General features: G+C 68.1%; 18 protein-coding genes and 3 pseudogenes. 10 read left to right on the top strand and 11 right to left on the bottom strand.

Annotated elements, in window-relative coordinates; all coding sequences use genetic code 11:
- Positions 1-60 precede the first annotated feature (60 nt).
- From R2B67_RS00330 to R2B67_RS00300, 7 genes and pseudogenes are all read right to left on the bottom strand, one after another.
- Positions 61-468 (bottom strand): hypothetical protein, encoded by a 408-nt coding sequence (locus R2B67_RS00330; RefSeq protein ID WP_317815809.1) that lies wholly within the window; start codon positions 466-468, stop codon positions 61-63.
- 146 nt (positions 469-614) lie between these two features.
- Complete coding sequence (locus R2B67_RS00325) at positions 615-1,055, bottom strand: DUF6262 family protein (protein WP_317815808.1); 441 nt, start codon at positions 1,053-1,055, stop codon at positions 615-617.
- Complete coding sequence (locus R2B67_RS00320) at positions 1,045-3,294, bottom strand: tyrosine-type recombinase/integrase (protein WP_317815807.1); 2,250 nt, start codon at positions 3,292-3,294, stop codon at positions 1,045-1,047. The genes R2B67_RS00325 and R2B67_RS00320 overlap by 11 nt, the downstream gene beginning before the upstream one ends.
- Positions 3,291-3,644: a tyrosine-type recombinase/integrase gene (locus R2B67_RS00315; RefSeq protein WP_317815806.1), complete on the bottom strand. Its 354-nt coding sequence runs from the start codon at positions 3,642-3,644 to the stop codon at positions 3,291-3,293. Before R2B67_RS00315 ends, R2B67_RS00320 begins: the two co-directional genes overlap by 4 nt.
- 318 nt (positions 3,645-3,962) lie before the next feature.
- Positions 3,963-4,349, bottom strand: a complete 387-nt coding sequence (locus R2B67_RS00310) for a fic family toxin-antitoxin system, toxin component (RefSeq protein ID WP_317815805.1) — start codon at positions 4,347-4,349, stop codon at positions 3,963-3,965.
- On the bottom strand, positions 4,346-4,642 hold the full coding sequence (locus tag R2B67_RS00305; protein WP_317815803.1) for a type II toxin -antitoxin system TacA 1-like antitoxin: 297 nt from the start codon (positions 4,640-4,642) through the stop codon (positions 4,346-4,348). The genes R2B67_RS00310 and R2B67_RS00305 overlap by 4 nt, the downstream gene beginning before the upstream one ends.
- Before the next feature lie 513 nt (positions 4,643-5,155).
- Positions 5,156-5,245, bottom strand: a pseudogene (locus tag R2B67_RS00300) (IS5/IS1182 family transposase); the annotation flags it as partial.
- 192 nt (positions 5,246-5,437) lie between these two features.
- Between R2B67_RS00300 and R2B67_RS00295 the strand changes: the two are divergent.
- From R2B67_RS00295 to R2B67_RS00280, 4 genes and pseudogenes are all read left to right on the top strand, one after another.
- Positions 5,438-5,731, top strand: a pseudogene (locus R2B67_RS00295) (WhiB family transcriptional regulator).
- 423 nt (positions 5,732-6,154) lie between these two features.
- Positions 6,155-7,840 (top strand): acetolactate synthase large subunit, encoded by a 1,686-nt coding sequence (locus R2B67_RS00290; protein WP_317815802.1) that lies wholly within the window; start codon positions 6,155-6,157, stop codon positions 7,838-7,840.
- Between the two features lie 155 nt (positions 7,841-7,995).
- Positions 7,996-9,510, top strand: a complete 1,515-nt coding sequence (locus R2B67_RS00285) for an FMN-binding glutamate synthase family protein (protein WP_317815801.1) — start codon at positions 7,996-7,998, stop codon at positions 9,508-9,510.
- 76 nt (positions 9,511-9,586) lie between these two features.
- Positions 9,587-9,940 (top strand): hypothetical protein, encoded by a 354-nt coding sequence (locus R2B67_RS00280; protein WP_317815800.1) that lies wholly within the window; start codon positions 9,587-9,589, stop codon positions 9,938-9,940.
- 256 nt (positions 9,941-10,196) lie between these two features.
- Here the strand turns inward: R2B67_RS00280 and R2B67_RS00275 are convergent, their stop codons facing one another.
- Positions 10,197-10,802, bottom strand: a complete 606-nt coding sequence (locus tag R2B67_RS00275; protein ID WP_317815799.1) for a hypothetical protein — start codon at positions 10,800-10,802, stop codon at positions 10,197-10,199.
- A gap of 48 nt (positions 10,803-10,850) precedes the next feature.
- On the opposite strand from R2B67_RS00275, the gene R2B67_RS35930 reads away from it, so the two are divergent.
- The 3 genes from R2B67_RS35930 (at position 10,851) to R2B67_RS00265 (ending at position 13,239) form a co-directional block, all read left to right on the top strand.
- Positions 10,851-11,264, top strand: a complete 414-nt coding sequence (locus R2B67_RS35930; protein ID WP_398867753.1) for a helix-turn-helix domain-containing protein — start codon at positions 10,851-10,853, stop codon at positions 11,262-11,264.
- Positions 11,265-11,286: 22 nt separating this feature from the next.
- The gene (locus R2B67_RS00270) at positions 11,287-11,757 is read left to right on the top strand and encodes a hypothetical protein (protein ID WP_317815798.1); all 471 of its coding nucleotides are present in this window, start codon (positions 11,287-11,289) and stop codon (positions 11,755-11,757) included.
- Between the two features lie 285 nt (positions 11,758-12,042).
- Complete coding sequence (locus tag R2B67_RS00265) at positions 12,043-13,239, top strand: FAD-dependent monooxygenase (protein ID WP_317815797.1); 1,197 nt, start codon at positions 12,043-12,045, stop codon at positions 13,237-13,239.
- On the opposite strand, the gene R2B67_RS00260 is transcribed toward R2B67_RS00265, so the two are convergent.
- Both R2B67_RS00260 and R2B67_RS00255 read right to left on the bottom strand, forming a co-directional pair.
- A complete protein-coding gene (locus R2B67_RS00260; protein ID WP_317815796.1) occupies positions 13,181-13,714 on the bottom strand; it encodes a cation:proton antiporter in 534 nt (177 codons plus the stop codon). The genes R2B67_RS00265 and R2B67_RS00260 overlap by 59 nt on opposite strands.
- A gap of 100 nt (positions 13,715-13,814) precedes the next feature.
- Positions 13,815-15,026: an MFS transporter gene (locus R2B67_RS00255; protein WP_317815795.1), complete on the bottom strand. Its 1,212-nt coding sequence runs from the start codon at positions 15,024-15,026 to the stop codon at positions 13,815-13,817.
- A 91-nt stretch (positions 15,027-15,117) separates the two neighbouring features.
- On the opposite strand from R2B67_RS00255, the gene R2B67_RS00250 reads away from it, so the two are divergent.
- Complete coding sequence (locus R2B67_RS00250; RefSeq protein ID WP_317815794.1) at positions 15,118-15,585, top strand: winged helix-turn-helix transcriptional regulator; 468 nt, start codon at positions 15,118-15,120, stop codon at positions 15,583-15,585.
- Between the two features lie 94 nt (positions 15,586-15,679).
- Here R2B67_RS00250 and R2B67_RS00245 read toward each other — a convergent pair whose 3' ends face one another.
- Positions 15,680-16,183, bottom strand: a complete 504-nt coding sequence (locus tag R2B67_RS00245; RefSeq protein WP_317815793.1) for a GNAT family N-acetyltransferase — start codon at positions 16,181-16,183, stop codon at positions 15,680-15,682.
- Between the two features lie 170 nt (positions 16,184-16,353).
- On the opposite strand from R2B67_RS00245, the gene R2B67_RS00240 reads away from it, so the two are divergent.
- The gene (locus R2B67_RS00240; RefSeq protein WP_161033146.1) at positions 16,354-16,623 is read left to right on the top strand and encodes a GlsB/YeaQ/YmgE family stress response membrane protein; all 270 of its coding nucleotides are present in this window, start codon (positions 16,354-16,356) and stop codon (positions 16,621-16,623) included.
- Positions 16,624-17,153: 530 nt separating this feature from the next.
- A pseudogene (locus R2B67_RS00235) lies at positions 17,154-17,594 on the top strand (transposase); the annotation flags it as partial.
- Positions 17,595-17,644 lie beyond the last annotated feature (50 nt).

Raw genomic sequence — 17,644 nt, 5'->3', positions numbered from 1 at the left:
GTTGGGGGGCTTTCCGGCTGCGGTGATTGTGTCGCCCGGCGTGTCGCTCGCTCTGGACGGTCAGCCAGATGATGTCTCGACTGTCACTTCAACGGAATGGTGTCGGAGCCGGGAGGCTACGAGCTCCATCTCGACGAACGTGCCCACGAGGCCGGTCGTCTTCAACTCGTTCGCCATAGCTCGTGCTTGTGCCAGTGGCAGGTCGTGCACCTCTCGAAGGGCGCGAAGGACGGGCACTGCACTCGCCTCGCGCGCTGTCAGCCGGAGCCGGGCGGGTCCGTGTTCCGCGAGGAGGGCCTGGCGGATCTCCTCCGGGGTCGCGTCGCCGAAGTCCTGCTCGCACCAGGCGATGGGGCAGGACTGGCAGGCCCCCTCGGTTCCCCACCACAGGCGCCCGCGTTCGATGTGCTGGCCGGTGTCGAGTGTCAGCACACCGCCGCAGGCCTCGCATCGTGTCGTGATCGTCACGCCCTGGCTTATCACCGTGCTCCTGTTCATCGGACCTTGCCCCGGATAGTGCCGTAACAGCACTCCTCCGTCGACCGAGTATCCCCGCCGACGTCCCGGGGTGGTTGCGGGAACAGCTGCGGCCGCGATGCCCGCGCATCAGCCTCTCAGCATGGGCCGATCGCCCTTGCAACTGGTGACGTCGCCGCGGCACGGACGCCGCAGACGTCGGACGTGCGGCGTTCGCCCAACGCCAGCGCCAGGGACTGCCTGAGCTCGCGGTTCTCCTCCTCCAGCTGCCGGGTGCGCTCGGTGGCGGCCTCCAGGCGCCGCAGCAGGGATGCTTCGGAGGCCCGCTGCCGATCGGGGACCGGGCGGGCAGCAGGGACGGGACGATGCCGGGCTCGCAGACGTTCAATCTCGGCTCGCAGGTCCGGCTGGTTGTAGAGCCAGGACCGGGAGACGCCCGCTTCGCGGGCGACGGCCTCGAAAGTGATCACCGAGCCGGTGGCGTCCATCCGCCGAAGGGCTGATACCGCGCGTCGGCGGGTCGCCGCGGCCCGCCGTCGGGCTGAGTCGACGATCAGGTGGGAGTTGTCATCCGGCATGGGCGGCGTCCTCCGGGTTGTCCTGGCCGTCCTGGAGCTCGCTGATCATGCGGTCGAGGTTGTCGGCAACCTGCTGGTTCATCTCAGCGACCCGGGTGTGGCCGCAGCCGCTGGCGTTGTCGATCAGCGCCAGGGTCCGGGTCCGCTGTTCACGGAGCTCGGGCAGGAACTCGGGTCCGGTGAGGAAGACCGGGCAGGTCGGGCACGCGTTCGCGTGCGGGCAGGTCTTCTGGACGGGCAGTCCGCAGTAGCCGTTGGGCAGAGTTTGAGTGGCGATGCCGTAGCGGGTCTTGGCCCACTGGACTTGGCCGAGGGGCCCATCGCTCTCCAGTACGACGCGCTCACCCTTGATGTTGACCTTCATCGCCTCCTCCCATCGGCGCCGCACCGTCTGGTCGGTGATCCGCGCATAGTGGGCTGTCATCTGGGACGACTCGTGGTCAAGGAGGACTCGTACGACTTCCTGTGGGACGTACCTGTTGATCAGTCGGCAGGCAAAGGTGTGTCGCCACTGATGCGGTGTGAGATGGACGGGGCGGCCGTGCTCGTCGTGGACTTCGCACGTCGCCAGCCAGCGCTTCAGCATCTGGCGGTAGGTGCCGTAGGGCAGTCGGAGGTTGCCGGACACGTTCGCGTGGGACCTGGGGAAGAGACAGGTGGTGCCCTCGGGCCAGCGTTCCAGGATGCGCTGTTGCTGGGCGCGGATGTCGGCCTGGAGTTCCTCGTCGATGGGGACGGCTGCCTCGCGCTTCATCTTGGTGTTGAAGTACCGCAGGTAGGGGGCGCCTTGACCGTCATGGACGAGGCAGTCGAAGTCCAGCGTGAGGGCGCTTGAGATCCGCAGCACGCAGCGGACAAGGACGAGAGTGATGACCCGGCCCGCCGGGTTGGTCCATCGCCGCAGGTTCTCTTCGGATTCGACCTGGGTCATGACGTGTTCGGCCAGCCGGCGGGAGACCTGCGCGGGGGCGGGCGGCGTGTCACCGGGGTAGAAGGCGGCCGTGCCCGGCAGCGTGTCGTCCCAGCGATGCTGCCGGATGGTCTGGAAGAACAGGTTCAGCCCGCCGATCTTCGTCTTCTTGACAGCGTGCCCGCCCGGCCGCGAGGCAACCCAGGCCAGATGCCGTTCAAGCAGCGGGCGGTCGACGTCGGCCAGCCGATCGACACCGGCGAGGGTGAGGAACTCACTGAAGCAGACCAGGGCGTCCAGCCCTGCCCTTGCCGCAGCGATGCTCAGCCCGGAGGTCAGCCGCAAGCGCATCCATCGTTTCCCCAGGTCACGGAGCCAGGGCTGGGCAATGGCATCGAATCGGAGCCGGACCCGTGGACGTGGGGCGGTGGCTGCGGCAGGAGTGATGCTGCCGGGCAGCTTGTGCAGGCGCCAGACATCCCAGCAGTACTCGATCTCCCAGCCGGCTCCATCCCGCAGTGTCTCGACAGCGTCGCGTGTCTCGATCAGGAACAGCACCGGATCACGGATCACGCGGGCTTTGGCGGCCTGCCGCCACTCGGCCTCATCGAGATCCAGCAGTGAGGAGACCGCCGCAGATTTCGCGAGTCGCACTGCCTGCATCACCCCGCGTGGGGCGGTCGCACGACGGTGAGCGTCGGCCCGGCACTGCAGCCCGTACTGAAATTCCAGTGTCAGCTGGGGCGGCAAATCACGCAGGTCGATGACCCCGCCGCCGTTCAACTCGCTGTCGAGGATGAACCGTTCAACATCGTGGTGGCCGGCGCGCTTCCACCGGTCGTGATCGTTCTTGCAGAACAGCTTCTGCGGCGTTTCGACCCAGAGCGTGCAGAACGGCAGACGGCACTCAGTGGCCTCGGGGTTGACCAGGGCCGGAGCCTCCCAGGACTCCAGGGCAGGTCTGCCCGCTCGTGCCCATCGGTCGTGGTGCTTGGAGCACAACCCGCGGGAGCTGAGGCCATAGCGGCAGCCGTCGACGCGGCAGGCCGCGAGAGGCGTCCGACCACGAATCGGTGCCCCAGGGTCGGCGAGGAAGGCCGCCAGATCCGGTTGCCCACGGTGCCGCCACCGGACGGCGTGCCCGTTGCAGAGGCCGCGCATGCTGACTGGGCGATCGCAGTCAACAACCGTGCAGGTGGGGGACGCGAAGACCGAATCGTCCGGGGCGGGACGGTAGATCTCGGTGCGGAAATCCGCCCGGACCGCGGCCAGTAGCCTCTCCAGCAGGCCGCCTCGTCCGTGGCTGGGGCGAACGGCGCCGGCGGTCACAGTCGGACCTCTCGCCCGGTGAACCAGCCTGCTTCCTCCAGGGTGCGGCGGGCGTCCTCGACGGTCAGGTGGCCATACGTGTCGATCGTGGTGCTGATCGAGACATGGCCAAGGAGCTCTTTGACGTTCTCCATGCCCGCCCCGCGCCTCAGCAGCCAGGTCGCGTAGGTGTGCCGGTACTGGTGCGGCTCGAAGAGGATGCCGGTGGTCCACCGGAGCCGTTGCACCAGGTCATAGACGGCCGGGTAGCCCCATGGGTGGCCGTGCGGTTCGGCGAAGAGGTTGACGAAGACGTAGTCGGAGTCCAGGGCGCCGTACTCGCGGTGCAGGTAGTCGGAGTACAGACGCATCAGCTCCGCGCTGCACAAGGTGTGGAGTGAACAGGCCCCGGCCCCTGACCAGCGCGGGTCAGTTGCCCTCATGACGCAGGAGTTCCGCGCGGCCGTGGCCACGTGCAGCCCCTAGCACTGGCCCGGAGCCCGGAGCAGTGGGGGCCGAGGATAGGTTGTCCTGGCGCGGCCTCGATGGCTGGTGGCTCCCGCCAACACATGCGCGCCGAAGGCCGCCGCCATTCCTCGCGGGGCCGGAGCGGCTCCGAGTCCGTAGGGGCTCCGGAGGGTAGTTCGGCCGGTGGCGGGCCTTCAAGGCACCCGCACGCTGACCATCAGTCAGGAAGCGCTCCAAGCCCGTAGCTGACGGCCGAGCAGGCCGACCCCCTTTACACCAGACGCCGCGTCCCGCGCCAGAGCGACCGCTTCCTTCGGCCGGTACTCCAGCCGGCAACCGTTCAAGGTCAGGTAGGCCTCCGCGCAGTGCCACGCATAGGCCTCGTTCGAGTGCTCCAGACAGGGCAGCCGTGCCAGCGTCTGCAGCAACGCACCGGCCTGGAGGTACAGCGATCCGTAGATGTCACGCTCTAGGGCCCGCGCGTTGACCCGTGCCACTGCCGCATACAGCGTGCCGTAATCGTCGACCTGCGGATCACCCGGCAACAGCTCAGCAGCGTGCAGCAGAAAGGTCACGTCCAACGGGTGCAGCGGTTCGTTCTGCGTCACGCGGCGTTCCCCTGCTCCGGCTGCTCCTCAAGATCACGTCGAGCCTCCAGCTCCGCGGCCCGCTGCCCCCTGCTGGGACCGACGCCGGCCTCTGCGGCGAACGCCTCCCCCGCGCGGGACATCGATTCCCGGAACGCCTCGAGGAAGCGCCCCTCCATGGCAGTGGCGCGCGCGTATGCGGCGGACAGGATGTACTCCTGCAGGCTGACGCCCTCCTGCTTCGCGGCGGCCTCGATCGCGGCACGCTGAGCCGGGTCTGGGAAACGTAGGTTCATAGCTTTGGGCTGTGACATGGTACCGAGGGTACCGGTGGTACCACGCGAGGGCCAGGAGGGCGCACGCGCTGTCCCTGACCTCCTGCTCGCCCTTGTCCTGCTTTACGAAGCTGCCGCCCCGACCGTGGCGAGCCCCGGGGCGGTGTCCTGCCGGAGGGCTGTCCGGCGGAACTTCGGGGCGCCCCACGGCTCTGCCTCTCACTTACCCGAAACCATCAGGTCTAGACCTTTCTTCGTTGATGGTGATCTCCCGGGGCGGTGGTTTCGGAGGGCGGGCCGTGGCGCCCGCCGACGCGCGCAACTCCACAACCGCAGCCCCCGCTCCGCCTACACCTCCACCAGCCCGGACACGGCCGCACCGAAACAGTCGTCACCGCCGCGCCCGTACGCAGAGCCGGCCGAGGAACAGCAGCCTCTAACGGGTGGTGACCGGGACACCGGTGAACGGCGCCAGCAGTTACGGGACAGCCTTTAAAGGTCGTTGCAGAAGGGTGGGTGTGGGCAGGCCGGGATGGCATTTGACCTGCTGGTTCAGCCCGTTATGGCGAGGTTGTGCATGGTGGCGACGGCTTGTACGGCGTGGTGGAGTCCGTCTCCTTTCTGGCGGCAGTCGCGGAGGACCGAGACGTCGCTGCCGACAGCGATTGCTGAAAGGAGTAGGGGACACCCTTGCGATGACCACCCGTGTAGTGGGCCCGGAGGATGTACGTCCGCTGGCCGGGTACTGGGTGTTCTCGGCGGTATGACGTGGGACAGTTCGCCTGATCCGCCGACGACTACCCACGCCGAAGCTGCTCCCCGGGGAGAAAGAACATGACCTACGCGAGGACATCGTGGCGCGAGAACGCGGCGTGCCGTAGCGCTGACCCGGAGGAGTTGTTCGCGGACAGCGCCGCGCAGAGCCGTGCCAAGGCGGTTTGCGGTGGTTGACCAGTGCGCGCCGAGTGCCTGGCCGAAGCGCTCGACAACCGCGTCCAATTCGGGGTGTGGGGCGGTATGACGGAGCGCGAACGCAGGGCGCTGCTGCGGCGTCGATCCGATGTCGATTCCTGGTGGCAGGTCCTGGTGACTGCGCGTTACGAGCACAACCAGCCCCGAAGGCCATGAGCCTGTTGACTGTTGTTCCTTTGCTGCGAACTGGTGTGCGCTCCCCGTTCGCGGCCCTGCTGTGTTCGTCTTGGGCGACCCCGCCACCTGGGACCGGGCAGGCCGCCGCGGTCATTGTCACCCGCCTCCCCTCCGCGACTGCCGCCTCAAAGACGACGGCGTCCACCACGCCATGCCAGGCATCGTCCGAGGCGGTAGCAGGGGTCCGGCCAGGACGAGTCGGCGGTCCGCGCGCGGTGGCGACGGCGTCCGAGGAGGAGGGAGTCGAGGAACGAGCTGTCACCGAAGGCCCGGACGGCGCCCCCGGGTCCAGCAGAGCTTCTCTTAGCCCCGGCGCGCAGGCGTCCGGCCAGCCGGCCGGGGTAGGCGGCTGTGCGGCCCGCGGATCGGCGCGGCTGAAACGCAGGAGAGGACACGATCAGCGTGAGCGACGCCGAGCGCCCAAAGCAGACCCCCGACGGAGCGGCCGAACTCCTGGTTCGCTGCCTGGAGAACGAGGGCGTCGAGGTGGTGTTCGGCGTACCCGGCGAGGAGAACATCCGTTTCACCAATGCCCTCGCCCGCTCGGAGAAGATCCGCTACATCCTTGCCCGGCACGAGCAGGCCGCGTCTTTCATGGCGGAGATGCACGGCCGGCTCACCGGCTCGGCGGGTGTGATGTCCGCGACGCTGGGGCCCGGCGCGATCAACCTGATGCTGGGCGTGGCCGACGCTATGACGAACAGCACGCCCGTTGTCGCGATCACCGCGCAGGTCGGCAAGGAGCGCAACTACAAGGAGTCCCACCAGTTCGTGGACCTGGTGAGCATGTTCGCTCCGGTCACGAAGTGGTCGGCGGAGGTCTCGGCTCCCCGGGCCATCCCGGAGATGGTGCGGCGAGCGTTCAAGACCGCGGAGTCCGAGCGGCCAGGTGCCGTCTACCTCGCTGTGCCCGAGGACGTCGATGAGGCGACGGACGGCTCGGACCTGCGCCCGCTGCGCAGGAACGTCGTGCAGCCCGAGGCGCCGTCCCCTGAGCAGATCAAGCGGGCGGGGGAGTTGCTGCGGGCGGCACGCCGGCCGGTGATCCTCGCCGGACACGGTGCGGCGCGCGGCGGCGCCGAGGAGTCGCTGGCGGCGTTCGCCACCGCACTCGACGTGTCGACGGCGACCACCTTCCACGGCAAGGGCGTCCTGCCCGACGACCACCCGTGTGCGACCGGCACGTTCGGCTTCATGCGGCGCGACTACACCAACTTCGGGTTCGAGGAGGCCGACGTCGTCATCGCCGTCGGCTACGAGCTGCAGGAGTTCGACCCGTCCCGGATAAACCCGGACGGTGACAAGAAGATCGTCCACATCCATCGCGTCCCGGCTGAGGTGGATGACAGCTACTCGGTCGACGTCGGCATCATCGGCGACATCTCCGCCTCCCTCAACGCCCTCGCCACCGAACTCGACGGCCTGCGCTGGACCATCGACGACGAGGACACCGCGGCTATCCGCGCGCTGCTGGCCAAGGAACTCGAGCAGGGCGCCGAGGACGAGCGCTACCCGCTCGCACCGCAGCGCGTCATCGCCGACACCCGCGCCGCGCTCGGTCGCGACGACATCGTGCTGGTCGACACCGGCGCGCTGAAGATGTGGATGGCCCGGCTCTACCCAACCTATGCGCCGAACACCTGCCTCATCTCCAACGGCTTGTCCACCATGGGTTTCTCGCTGCCCGGCGCGCTCGCGGTTCAGCTCGCCAGGCCGCAGACGAAGGTGTTGGCGGCTGTCGGCGACGGCTCGTTCCTCATGCACTCCCAGGAGATCGAGACGGCGGTTCGGGAAAACATCCCGCTGACCGTGCTGATCTGGGAGGACAACGGCTACGGGCTCATCAAGTGGAAGATGGACCTGGAGGTCGGGGAACACTCCAACACCGACTTCGGCAACCCGGACATCGTCCAGTACGCCCGCAGCTTCGGCGCGAAGGGCTACCACATCGAGTCCGCTGCGGACCTTCTGCCGACGCTCCGTGAGGCACTGGCGGACCCGGGAGTGTCAATCATCAACTGCCCGGTGGACTATGCCGAGAACATGAACCTCATCGAGCACCTCGGACACCTCGACTCGGCGCTCTGACCCGCCCGCGGCGCGGCCCGACCCCCGGTACGGGCCGCGCGGCGGCCCTCTCGCAGGGGCGGAGCCCTCGGATCTGCGGCATAGCGTGGCATCTCCGCGGCCCGGGGTAGATGGCCACCGTGAGATTCGGCCAGTCGGGGAGAGGAACTCTTATCGTGCGTGCTCGGAGCATAGGTGCGGCAGCCGCCACGGGGTTGGCGCTGGTGGCCGCCCGCGACCTCCTGCAGAAGAAGCACACGCTGCTGAGGAACTTCCCCCTCGTGGGACACGCCAGGTATGTGCTGGAGACGATCGGCCCAGAGCTACGGCAGTACATCGTGACGTCCAACGATGAGGAGCGTCCCTTCAGCCGTGACCAGCGCAGCTGGATCTACGCGTCGGCGAAAGGCGAGAACAACTACTTCGGGTTCGGCACCGACAACGACATCGAGCACATACAGGGTCATGCATACGTGAAGCAGCGTACGTTCGCCGGTGTGCTGCCCGATCCGAGCGACCCGCAGGCCGCGTTGCCTTCTGCCAAGGTGCTCGGCGGACCGCGCGGCCGCGCCAAGGCGTTCCGCCCGGCGAGCGTCATCAACATCTCGGCGATGAGCCTCGGCTCGCTGTCCGGCGCGGCCGTCACTGCGCTCAACAAGGGCGCGGCGCTGGCCGGGACGATGCAGAACACCGGCGAGGGCGGCCTGTCGCCCTACCACCTCAACGGTGGGGACCTTGTCTTCCAGATCGGTACGTCGTACTTCGGCTGCCGTAACGAGGACGGGACGTTCAACCTCGACAAGCTCAAGTCCATCGTCGAGGGCGCGCCCGTCAAGGCGATCGAGATCAAGCTTTCGCAGGGAGCGAAGCCGGGGCTCGGCGGCATGCTGCCGGGTGTAAAGGTGACCGACGAGATTGCCGGGATCCGCGGCATTCCCGCAGGCAAGGACTGCGTTTCGCCGTCGCGGCACACCGCGTTCCACGACGTCGACTCGATGCTCGACTTCGTGGAGCTGTTGGCCGCGGAGACTGGATTGCCGGTCGGGATCAAGAGCGCCATCGGGGAGATGGACTTCTGGGAGGAACTCGCCACCCTGATGGAGCGGGGTGAGCGGGGGGTCGACTTCGTGACCGTCGACGGTGGCGAGGGCGGCACCGGGGCGGCTCCCCTGGTCTTCGCCGACTCGGTGTCCCTGCCGTTCCGCATGGGCTTCTCCCGCGTCTACGGCATGTTCGCCGAGCGGGACCTGACCGACGACATCACCTTCATCGGCTCGGGCAAGCTCGGCCTGCCCGAGAACGCCGTCGTCGCGTTCGCCCTCGGCGTCGACATGATCAACGTGGGCCGTGAGGCGATGCTGTCCATCGGCTGCATCCAGGCCCAGAAATGCCACACCGACAAGTGCCCCACCGGCATCGCCACCCAGAACCCATGGCTGGCGCGCGGCATCGACGTGCCCTCGAAGGGCATCCGGGCTGCGATGTACCTGCGCACCCTGCGCCGGGAGTTGCTGAAGGTCTCGGGTGCCGTCGGTGTCCTCCACCCGTCGCTCATCACCCCCGCCGACATAGACCTCCTGAACGGCGACTACGACGCCCGCAGCCTGGGCAGTGTGTACGGCTACAAGGATGGCTGGGGCTCGCTCGGCCCGGAGCTCGCCCATGAGATCGCCGAACTGCTCACCACCTGAGCCAGCTGCTCGGCCACCTGCCCTTCGGCTGTCATCCCCTGCGGTGCCTCTGGAGGTGACGCCGGGCCCGCGCCCGGTGACGGAGACAGTCGGCGTCGACCAGGTGCTCATCGACTGGTCCTCCACCCGCCGCCGGCGGATCGAGAACGTCCTGGAGGGCCTCACCCACACGTACGCCCAGTATCAGGGGTGGCTGCCCGGGGAGAAGGCCCGTCATGGCATGGGCTGGCAGGCGGCCCAGGACACCCGCTGGCCGCTGTGGATGTTGCTGTTCGCCCGCCGGTTGCGACACCTCGGAGGCGGAGCGCGCGTTTTCGTCGGCGCCTGTCGCCACCGCCAGGTAGACGGCGAAGGAATTGTCGGTGTCGTACACGACAGCCACTCCAGTGGGCATCTGTATTCCTGCCCAACTCGGCACCCATTGGGATGAATGTTTGCAGCCGCACTGTGCTCTCCGGTCGTGTCCTGCATGACCATCTTGCGGCAGGGCAGGGCAGGGCAGGGCAGGGCAGCGGCTGAGACCTTCTCATTTGGTGAGTCTGCGGTAGCAGATGGGGATGCAGGCGGTGCTGGTGAAGGCCAGGAGGCGGTCGCTGTCTGCGGGGCAGGTGGGCTCGACAGTGGCGCGCCCGGGTTCCGGTCGCGCCGCTGTCGAGCTGTGGTCAGCTCTGGGGGGAGTCCCCGGGTCAGTGGAGCTTGTTGACGGCGGTCTTCGTCGTGGTGCGGAAGGCGGTCAGCGGGGCGTCCTCGAGGTCGCCCATCTGGCCCCAGCGGACGAGGGTGACGGTGCGGCCGTCGCGGCCGACGGAGAACAGGTGGATGTCGGAGCTGCCGATCTGCGGGTCGGCGGTGTCCAGGCTGTAGACCCAGGCGCCCTCCTCGACGGCGAGCTTGCCGTGGGACGCGCTGACGGCCTGCAGGCCGGGGTTCTGCTGCTCCAGCAGGGGGCCGCAGCCGGCGAGGGCCCCGCGGAGGGTGTTGACCAGTTTCACGGCGTCGGCCTCGGTGCGGGCGACGGTGGTGACCTGGACGCCGTTGGTGTCGAGCTCGGTGCTGAACTCGCGGTAGCGGGTGTTCTGCGCCGGGATCTTGTACGGGGCGCAGAGGACGCCGCCGTTCTCCGGGACGCCGGTGAAGACCTGTGTGGCGGTCCACGGCGTCGACGACGGCGGCATCTGGGAGGCGGCGAGGAAGGCGGGCTGTGCAGCGGCCTGCGCCGGGGCCGTGGCGAGGGCCGCGAGGCCCAGTGCGGCTGCGGCTGCGGTGGCGAGTGCGGTGCGGAGCTTGTTCATGGTGGTGGGTCCCCCGTCGGGTCGCTCTTCGGTCAGTGCTCCACCAGCGTGCGGCCGGCGCCCGCCGGCTGCAACGATCACGCGCCCACGATTTGTCCCGGAACGATTCCACCCCCGCTGACGTGCAAAGACGTGAACGAGTGGGATGCAGGGTCGAGGGTTGGAATTCCGAAGGAAGCCGCCGTCCAGGAGTTCGCGGAACTTGTGCGCGCACTGAAGGCGCGGGACGGGAGAAGTTACGAGGCGCTGGGCCGGCGGCTGAGCGTCAGCGCGTCCACCCTCCACCGCCACTGCTCGGGCACGACCGTCCAGGAGGAGCTCGCCGCAGTCGACCGCCTCGCCCTGCTGCGTGGGGTGGACAAGGGTCTCCATGAGCGGTGCAACCTCCCGTGGCCCGTAGACCTGTCTCGGCCTCGCACTTGTGATCTCACTTCGTCCACGTGGGGCTCGTCGTGTCGGTGAGGGATCAGAAGGTGCGGTAACGGTGTTCCTTGGCCTGATGTCCGGGTACCAGGCGGGCACGGCTGAACCGGCGGATGAACAGGGAGACAACGAGATGGCGAAGAAGAAGGCTTCTGGCAGCACGGGCCCGAAGGCTGCCTCGGCAGCCAGCCGTTCCACGCAGAAGGGTACGACCAAGAGCAGCAGGAAGGCCGCCGCCAGCGCCCTGTCGCAGACTCCCGGCAAGGCGGGTACGGGTGGTGTAAAGAAGACGACAGGTGGCCAGTCGGCCTCCGCTGCGGGTAAGACGGTGGGGTCCAAGAAGGGGTCGAAGTCCGAGAAGAAGGCTGCGGCAAGCGCTCTTTCCCAGGCGTCGACCACGTCCTCGGGTCGACCGCGCAAGAAGATACTCACTGCGGCCGCCAAGGTGCTGGCCGACAGGAAGTCGACCAAGGCCGAGCGCTCCGAAGCGGCGAGCACGCTCGCGCAGGCAGCGGCGTACGCGCTGAGGTAGCCGCGGGCCTTCCAGCAGCGTCGTGGGTCAGCGCAGCGTACGCGCTGACCCACGACGCTGCTGGAAGCCTGGCCACAGGTGGTCGGACAGGCTCGTCAGCCGCCGGTCTCGATGCCCAGCATGAGAGACGGATTACAGGCGGACCGCCCCCTGCGTCTGGTCACGTACTCAAGCAGCCTCCGATGGATGGGCCGTCGCGGGGTAGGTGATCATGGGCGTCGAGGCCCGACCATCGGCGGGAGCATGTCCTGAGTAAGGGGACCTGCCGATCGGAGGAGTCGTGTCATGGGCGAGCGCCGTGTGGTGGTGTCCGGTGCGAGTATTGCCGGGTTGTCGGTCGCCTTCTGGATGCGGAGGCTTGGTTGGCAGGTCACGGTGATCGAGCGGGCGCCCGCTTTCCGCGATGGGGGCCAAAACGTCGACGTGAGGGGCGTTGCGCGGGAGGTCTTGGACCGCACGGGGCTGTTTGAGGCGGTGAGGAGCCAGAACACAACGGAGACGGGGACGGTCTTCGTCGATGCAGACGGCCGGGTGACGGCCGAGCTGCCTTCCGATGGTCCGGACGGCGCGACGGCCGAGCTGGAGGTGCTGCGCGGTGACCTGGCCCGTACCATCCACGATCACCTGCCGCCCGGTGTCGACTCCGTTCACGGTGACACCATCGAGACCGTGACGGAGCCCGCCGAAGGTGTCCGCATCGTCACGTCCGCCGGACGTCAGATGCACTGCGACCTTCTGGTGGTTGCCGAGGGTGTGCGCTCAGCGACCCGCGACCGCGTCTTCATATCCGGAGAGGTAAGCAGGACCGACCTCGACGTGACCATGGTCTTCGGCACGATCCCCCGCACGGACAACGACGACAACCAGTGGCGCTGGCACACCACCACCCAAGGACGACAGATCCATCTGCGGCCTGACCGCCACGGCACCACCCGCGCAATCCTTTCCTTCAGCCCGGGAGAGGACCTCACCAGTCTGGACCGCATGCTCGCCCTGACCCGGCTCCGGGAGCGGTACGCCGGCGTGGGCTGGCAAGCACCCCGTGTCCTCGATGCCTTCGACACCGCTGAGGACCTCTACATCGACCAGCTGACGCAGATCAGGATGACGACCTGGCACCGCGGGCACATCGTCGTGGCGGGTGATGCCGGATGGTGTGTCACACCGATGGGCGGGGGAGGCGCATCACTCGCTATCACCAGCGGATACGTCCTGGCCGCGCAGATCGCCGCCCACCCCGGGAACACCGAGGCCGCCCTGCTGGCCTATGAAGCCTGGATGCGGCCTCTGGTCGACGACGTTCAGCATCTGCCGCGAGGAATCAAGCACTTCGCCTATCCGCAGACCCGGACCGGCCTGGCTCTACGTCGCCTCGCCGACAAAGCCCTGACCTCGGCGCCGCTCAAGCCCCTGACCGCGAAGCTCACACAGGTCGCCGCCACAGAGCGCCGGTTGCCTGAGTTCCCCGACGCCGGCCGATGACACCGGCGCGAGGCAGGTTGCCAAAGGCTCCTCGGCCTCCTGCCGAGGGGCGCCTCACTCCCCGGCCTTTCCCGGCCTTGGCCTTGGCTTCGTGCGGGTCGAGGTACGCGGTCACCGGGGTCGCCGCCACCCCGTGGACGGCCACGGAGATCAGGACGGCGAAGACCACCACCGCCCACATCTCCCGTTCGTACCGCCCGAAGCCGCCCTCCCCCAAGGCGTAGGCGAGGTAGAAGAACGAGCCGATGCCCCGGATCCCGAAGAAGGCGGTGGCCGCCCGCTCGGTCGGAAGCCCGGGGCCCCGCAGCTGGGCGAGCCAGCCGATGGCCGGGCGGATGAGGACATGCAGGAGTACGCCTATGGCCGCGCCCCGCCAGGTGAGTGCGGCCAGGCCGCCGGAGGCCACGAAGGCGCCCACGGCGAAGAGGAGCAGGGCCATCAGCAGGCGTTCGACCTGCTCGACGAAGCCGTGCATCACCTTGTTGTAGTGTCGCCCATCATCAGCAACTGCCGGGGCGCGTTGCGGGCCTGGGCGACCACGTCGTCCTCCAGGCTGCCCTCCCGGTCTCTGCCTCCTACATTGCCTTCTCCCAGCTACGGGCCCGGACGCCGGATACGGGCTTGGTCCCGCTGGAGGAATGGCTCTTGCCGACCGCCCAGGTGATCAGGGCGCAGAGCGCAAATCCGACTCCCAGGATGCTGGATCCGGCCCATCCGTGGGAGGTGAAGACGGAGGTAGTGGTGACCGCGCCGAGGGCGGAGCCGAGGGAGTAGAAGACCATGTAGGCGCCGATGACGCCGCTGGTGCGCTTCGTGTGCGCGCTGGTGAGCGTGTGCTGGTTGCTCACGTGCACGACCTGGACCGCAAAGTCGAGCAGCACGACGCCGACGATGAGCAGCCACAGTGCCCAGGACAGCTGGGCGATCGCGGCCCAGGAGACGATGAGCAGGGCGAGCGCGAAGCCCGCCATCGGCGCCGTCCGCCCCGCGTCCGCCCAGCGTCCCGCGCGTGCGGCGCCCAGCGCGCCGACGAGTCCGGCGACCCCGAACATGCCGATCTGGCTTTCGTTGAAATGCCACGGCGCTTCCGTCAGCGGCAGCGACAGCCCGCTCCACAGCGTTGCAAAGGACGCGAACAGGAAGAACGCGATGAGGCCGCGCGTCAGGAGTAGCCGCTCCCCGAACAGCGCGCCGAACGCGGTGAGGGCCTGCCCGTATCCTGCGGGCCGGCGGGAATGCTCCTCCGGGGGGAGGGCGCGCGGGACGAGGACGGCGAGCCCGAGCGCTAGCACGCCGAGCAGCACGTAGATGCTCCGCCAACCCCACTGCTCGGCGAGCAGGCCTGTGACGATCCGCGCGCCGAGGATGCCGATCACCACGCCGGACGTCACGATCCCGATGTTCCGCCCACGCTCGGCAGGCGGCGAGATCGACGCCGCGTAGGCCACCGTGGTCTGCACCACGACCGCGAACATCCCGGCCAGCGCGAGTCCTGCGAAGGCCATCGCAGCAGTCGAGGCCGCAGCGGTCAGGAGCAGGCCGCCCGCGGTGATCGCGAGGTGCACCGCAATGAGCCGACGCCTGTTGACGATCACGTCGCCGAGCGGGACCAGCAGCACCAGGCCAACAAGGTAGCCGAACTGGCCGATCGAGACGATCCACCCCAACTGCCCCGCGGAGACGCCGAGGCTGGCCCCCATCGGCGCGAGCACCGGTTGCGCGGCATAGATGCTCGCCACCGCGACACCGCACACGACCGCCAGTAGCACCCGTCGCCAGACGTCCATCGTTCTCCGATGTAGAAATGAGTAGCATAATGCAACTTATTTTGAGGCTAAGGCATAATGGTCTCAATCTGCAACTCATCCAGGAGGTGTCATGCCGCACCCCTCCACCGGCGCCCCGAACGTCACCTGGACCGATCCCGACTGCCCCGTCGCCCGCACGCTCGACCTCGTCGGTGACCGCTGGAGCCTTCTGGTCGTCCGAGACGCGATGGACGGGGCCCGCTCCTTCACCGAGTTCCAGCGCCGCACCGGCATCGCCCGCAACATCCTCAGCGACCGGCTTCGGAAGCTCAGTGCCCAGGGACTCCTCGCCCAGCAAACCGCCCCCACAGGCCGCCGTTTGGAGTACGTGCTCACCGACAGGGGCCGTGACCTCTTCCCCGTGCTCCTCGCCCTGCGCCAGTGGGGGGAGCGCCACACCTTCGATCCCGGCGAGCCTCACTCCACTCTGGTCGACGAGCAGGGCGTCCGCGTCCCGGACCTCGCACCGACCGGGGCCGACGGCGCCCCCCTCGCGGCCGACACCACGAGCGTGCGCAAGACCAGCAAAAGCCGGTGAGGCACGCCCGGAACCACCGTCAGCGCCCCCGCCCGCGCGCGCCGCTTGCGGCGAGAGTGCCGGGGGCCGTTATCGCCGGTGGCTGCCACCTGACTTACGCGTCGGGGTGCTCCGGCAGGGCGAGCCAGTCCGACCAGGAGATCTCGCGGCCGAGGAAGCGCGGCTGTTCGAACGGCCAGTCGGCGGCGATCCACTGTGGCACCAGCGCGTCGAGGGCCTGCTCGACTTTGCTGTCCACCAGTTCGTCCACGACCCACCAGGAGATCTCGGCGTCCGCGCCGGCCCTCTCCGGTGGGTCGATGTAGACACAGCCGAGCAGAGCTGTCTCCGCCGCGTCGAACAGCGCGTAGTTGAAGGACTGGTGTGCGGCGATCTCCTTCTGGTGCCGCAACAGGTCGGCCTGGTCGGCCTCGTAGGTCATGGTGGCTGCGGGCCAGCCCCAGGCCGGGCCGAAGATGGTCCACAGCCGCTCGCGCGAACCCATCACAGCCGGATAGTCGAGCGGGGTGTCCGCCTCCCGGATCGGTCGCAGGTGATGGCCGCCGCCCGGCAGCGGTACCAGGACGGGATGGACGAAGTCATCGGGAAGCCAGCTCATGGCGCCCGACCGTAGCAGCGCGCGGCCGTCCAATCCCCTGGAGCTCGCACGCATGCGCGGGCTCGTGCCATCGCCGGAGGCGTTAGCCGGTCCGGTCGGGTTTGGAAGAGCTGTGATGGAACAGACGAGGTGTTAACGCAGACTTTATCTTCGCTGGTAGGAGTAACTTCATGGGCATCATCGCGTGGATCTTGATCGGGCTGTTCGCTGGGATCATCGCCAAGCTGCTGATGCCGGGCAAGGACCCGGGCGGCATCATCGTCACGATCCTCATCGGGATCGCGGGCGGTCTGCTCGGCGGTTGGCTCGGCAAGGTCATCTTCGGCATCGACTCCATCGACGGCTTCTTCGAGATCTCCACTTGGATCGCGGCCATCGTGGGCTCCATGATCCTGCTGGCCCTCTACCGGCTGATCACGGGCAACCGGCGACACGCCTGATCTCCATCTCCAGCTCAACTACACACCGGTGCGCAAAGACGGCTCCGCCCTCCATGAGGGGCGGAGCCGTCTTTGCGCGGCGGTTGCATGAAAAACGCCGCGGCACGTGGGTGCCGCCCGCGGCCGAAGCCCGATAAGCGGCGTTGAACCGTTCAGAGCCAGCAGGACACGAGGCGACAAGATCTTCATCGCCTCAGTCCATCAAGTCCCTGCCGACATGCACACCCTGTTCCGGAACAAAGATCACTCGCCCCCTTGGACTGCCGGACGCAGTCCAAGGGGGCGAGTTGAAAAACGCCTACTGAGAGGGTGTTTACCCCTCTCTTGATGCAGTTTCAGGTGCTATGCGACTCGGCTGGGATGAGATGGGTGCTTCTCGAGGTCCCGGTGGTGCCAGTGGAGTGTTGATGCCCCGGTCTCGCCCGCACTCCTCCTGTTTCATCCCAGGACGCGCCGTCGTGCACCGTTCACTTCGCGCGCCTGATGCATGCGCCTGGGCCGGATCCGCGGCCGGCCGGTACTCCAGAATCATGACTGAGCGCCGTCGCTATCCAAGCGACCTCTCCGATGCCCGATGGGAGCTGGTCGAGCCGGTCCTGACCGCATGGCGGGCAGAGCGCCGCGGCCGCGGACTGGACATCGGCAGGCCACCGAATCACGACCTGCGAAGCCTGCTGGACGCGGTCCTCTACGTGAACCGCACCGGGATCCCCTGGCGCTATCTGCCGCACGACTACCCCCACTGGAACACCGTCTACGCCTACTTCGCCCGCTGGCAGGAAGAAGGCGTATTCGACCAGCTCAACAGCCTCCTCCGACGCCAAGTCCGCAGGCAGGAAGGCAGGGGCGATGAACCGACCGCCTGCGTCATCGACTCCCAGAGCATCAAGACCTCCACCAACGTCCCCGCCACCGGGCAAGGCATCGACGCGGGCAAGAAGATCGTCGGCCGCAAGCGGAGCATCGTCAGCACCGGACAGCTTTCCTCCGCTCTCCTCGGCTTCGACGATCCACCCGGCGA

The sequence above is a fragment of the Streptomyces cyaneofuscatus genome (genome assembly GCF_033109485.1).
GTDB lineage: Bacteria > Actinomycetota > Actinomycetes > Streptomycetales > Streptomycetaceae > Streptomyces > Streptomyces cyaneofuscatus.
This window is presented reverse-complemented; position numbering and strand designations above follow the sequence as displayed.

Coding starts and splice junctions, on each gene's coding strand:
- R2B67_RS00260 (WP_317815796.1), bottom strand. CDS start 13,714: ATGCACGGCTTCGTCGAGCAGGTCGAACGCCTGCTGATGGCCCTGCTC.
- R2B67_RS00305 (WP_317815803.1), bottom strand. CDS start 4,642: ATGTCACAGCCCAAAGCTATGAACCTACGTTTCCCAGACCCGGCTCAG.
- R2B67_RS00250 (WP_317815794.1), top strand. CDS start 15,118: ATGCCGCACCCCTCCACCGGCGCCCCGAACGTCACCTGGACCGATCCC.
- R2B67_RS00265 (WP_317815797.1), top strand. CDS start 12,043: ATGGGCGAGCGCCGTGTGGTGGTGTCCGGTGCGAGTATTGCCGGGTTG.
- R2B67_RS00255 (WP_317815795.1), bottom strand. CDS start 15,026: ATGGACGTCTGGCGACGGGTGCTACTGGCGGTCGTGTGCGGTGTCGCG.
- R2B67_RS00325 (WP_317815808.1), bottom strand. CDS start 1,055: ATGCCGGATGACAACTCCCACCTGATCGTCGACTCAGCCCGACGGCGG.
- R2B67_RS00275 (WP_317815799.1), bottom strand. CDS start 10,802: ATGAACAAGCTCCGCACCGCACTCGCCACCGCAGCCGCAGCCGCACTG.
- R2B67_RS00245 (WP_317815793.1), bottom strand. CDS start 16,183: ATGAGCTGGCTTCCCGATGACTTCGTCCATCCCGTCCTGGTACCGCTG.
- R2B67_RS00240 (WP_161033146.1), top strand. CDS start 16,354: ATGGGCATCATCGCGTGGATCTTGATCGGGCTGTTCGCTGGGATCATC.
- R2B67_RS00315 (WP_317815806.1), bottom strand. CDS start 3,644: ATGCGTCTGTACTCCGACTACCTGCACCGCGAGTACGGCGCCCTGGAC.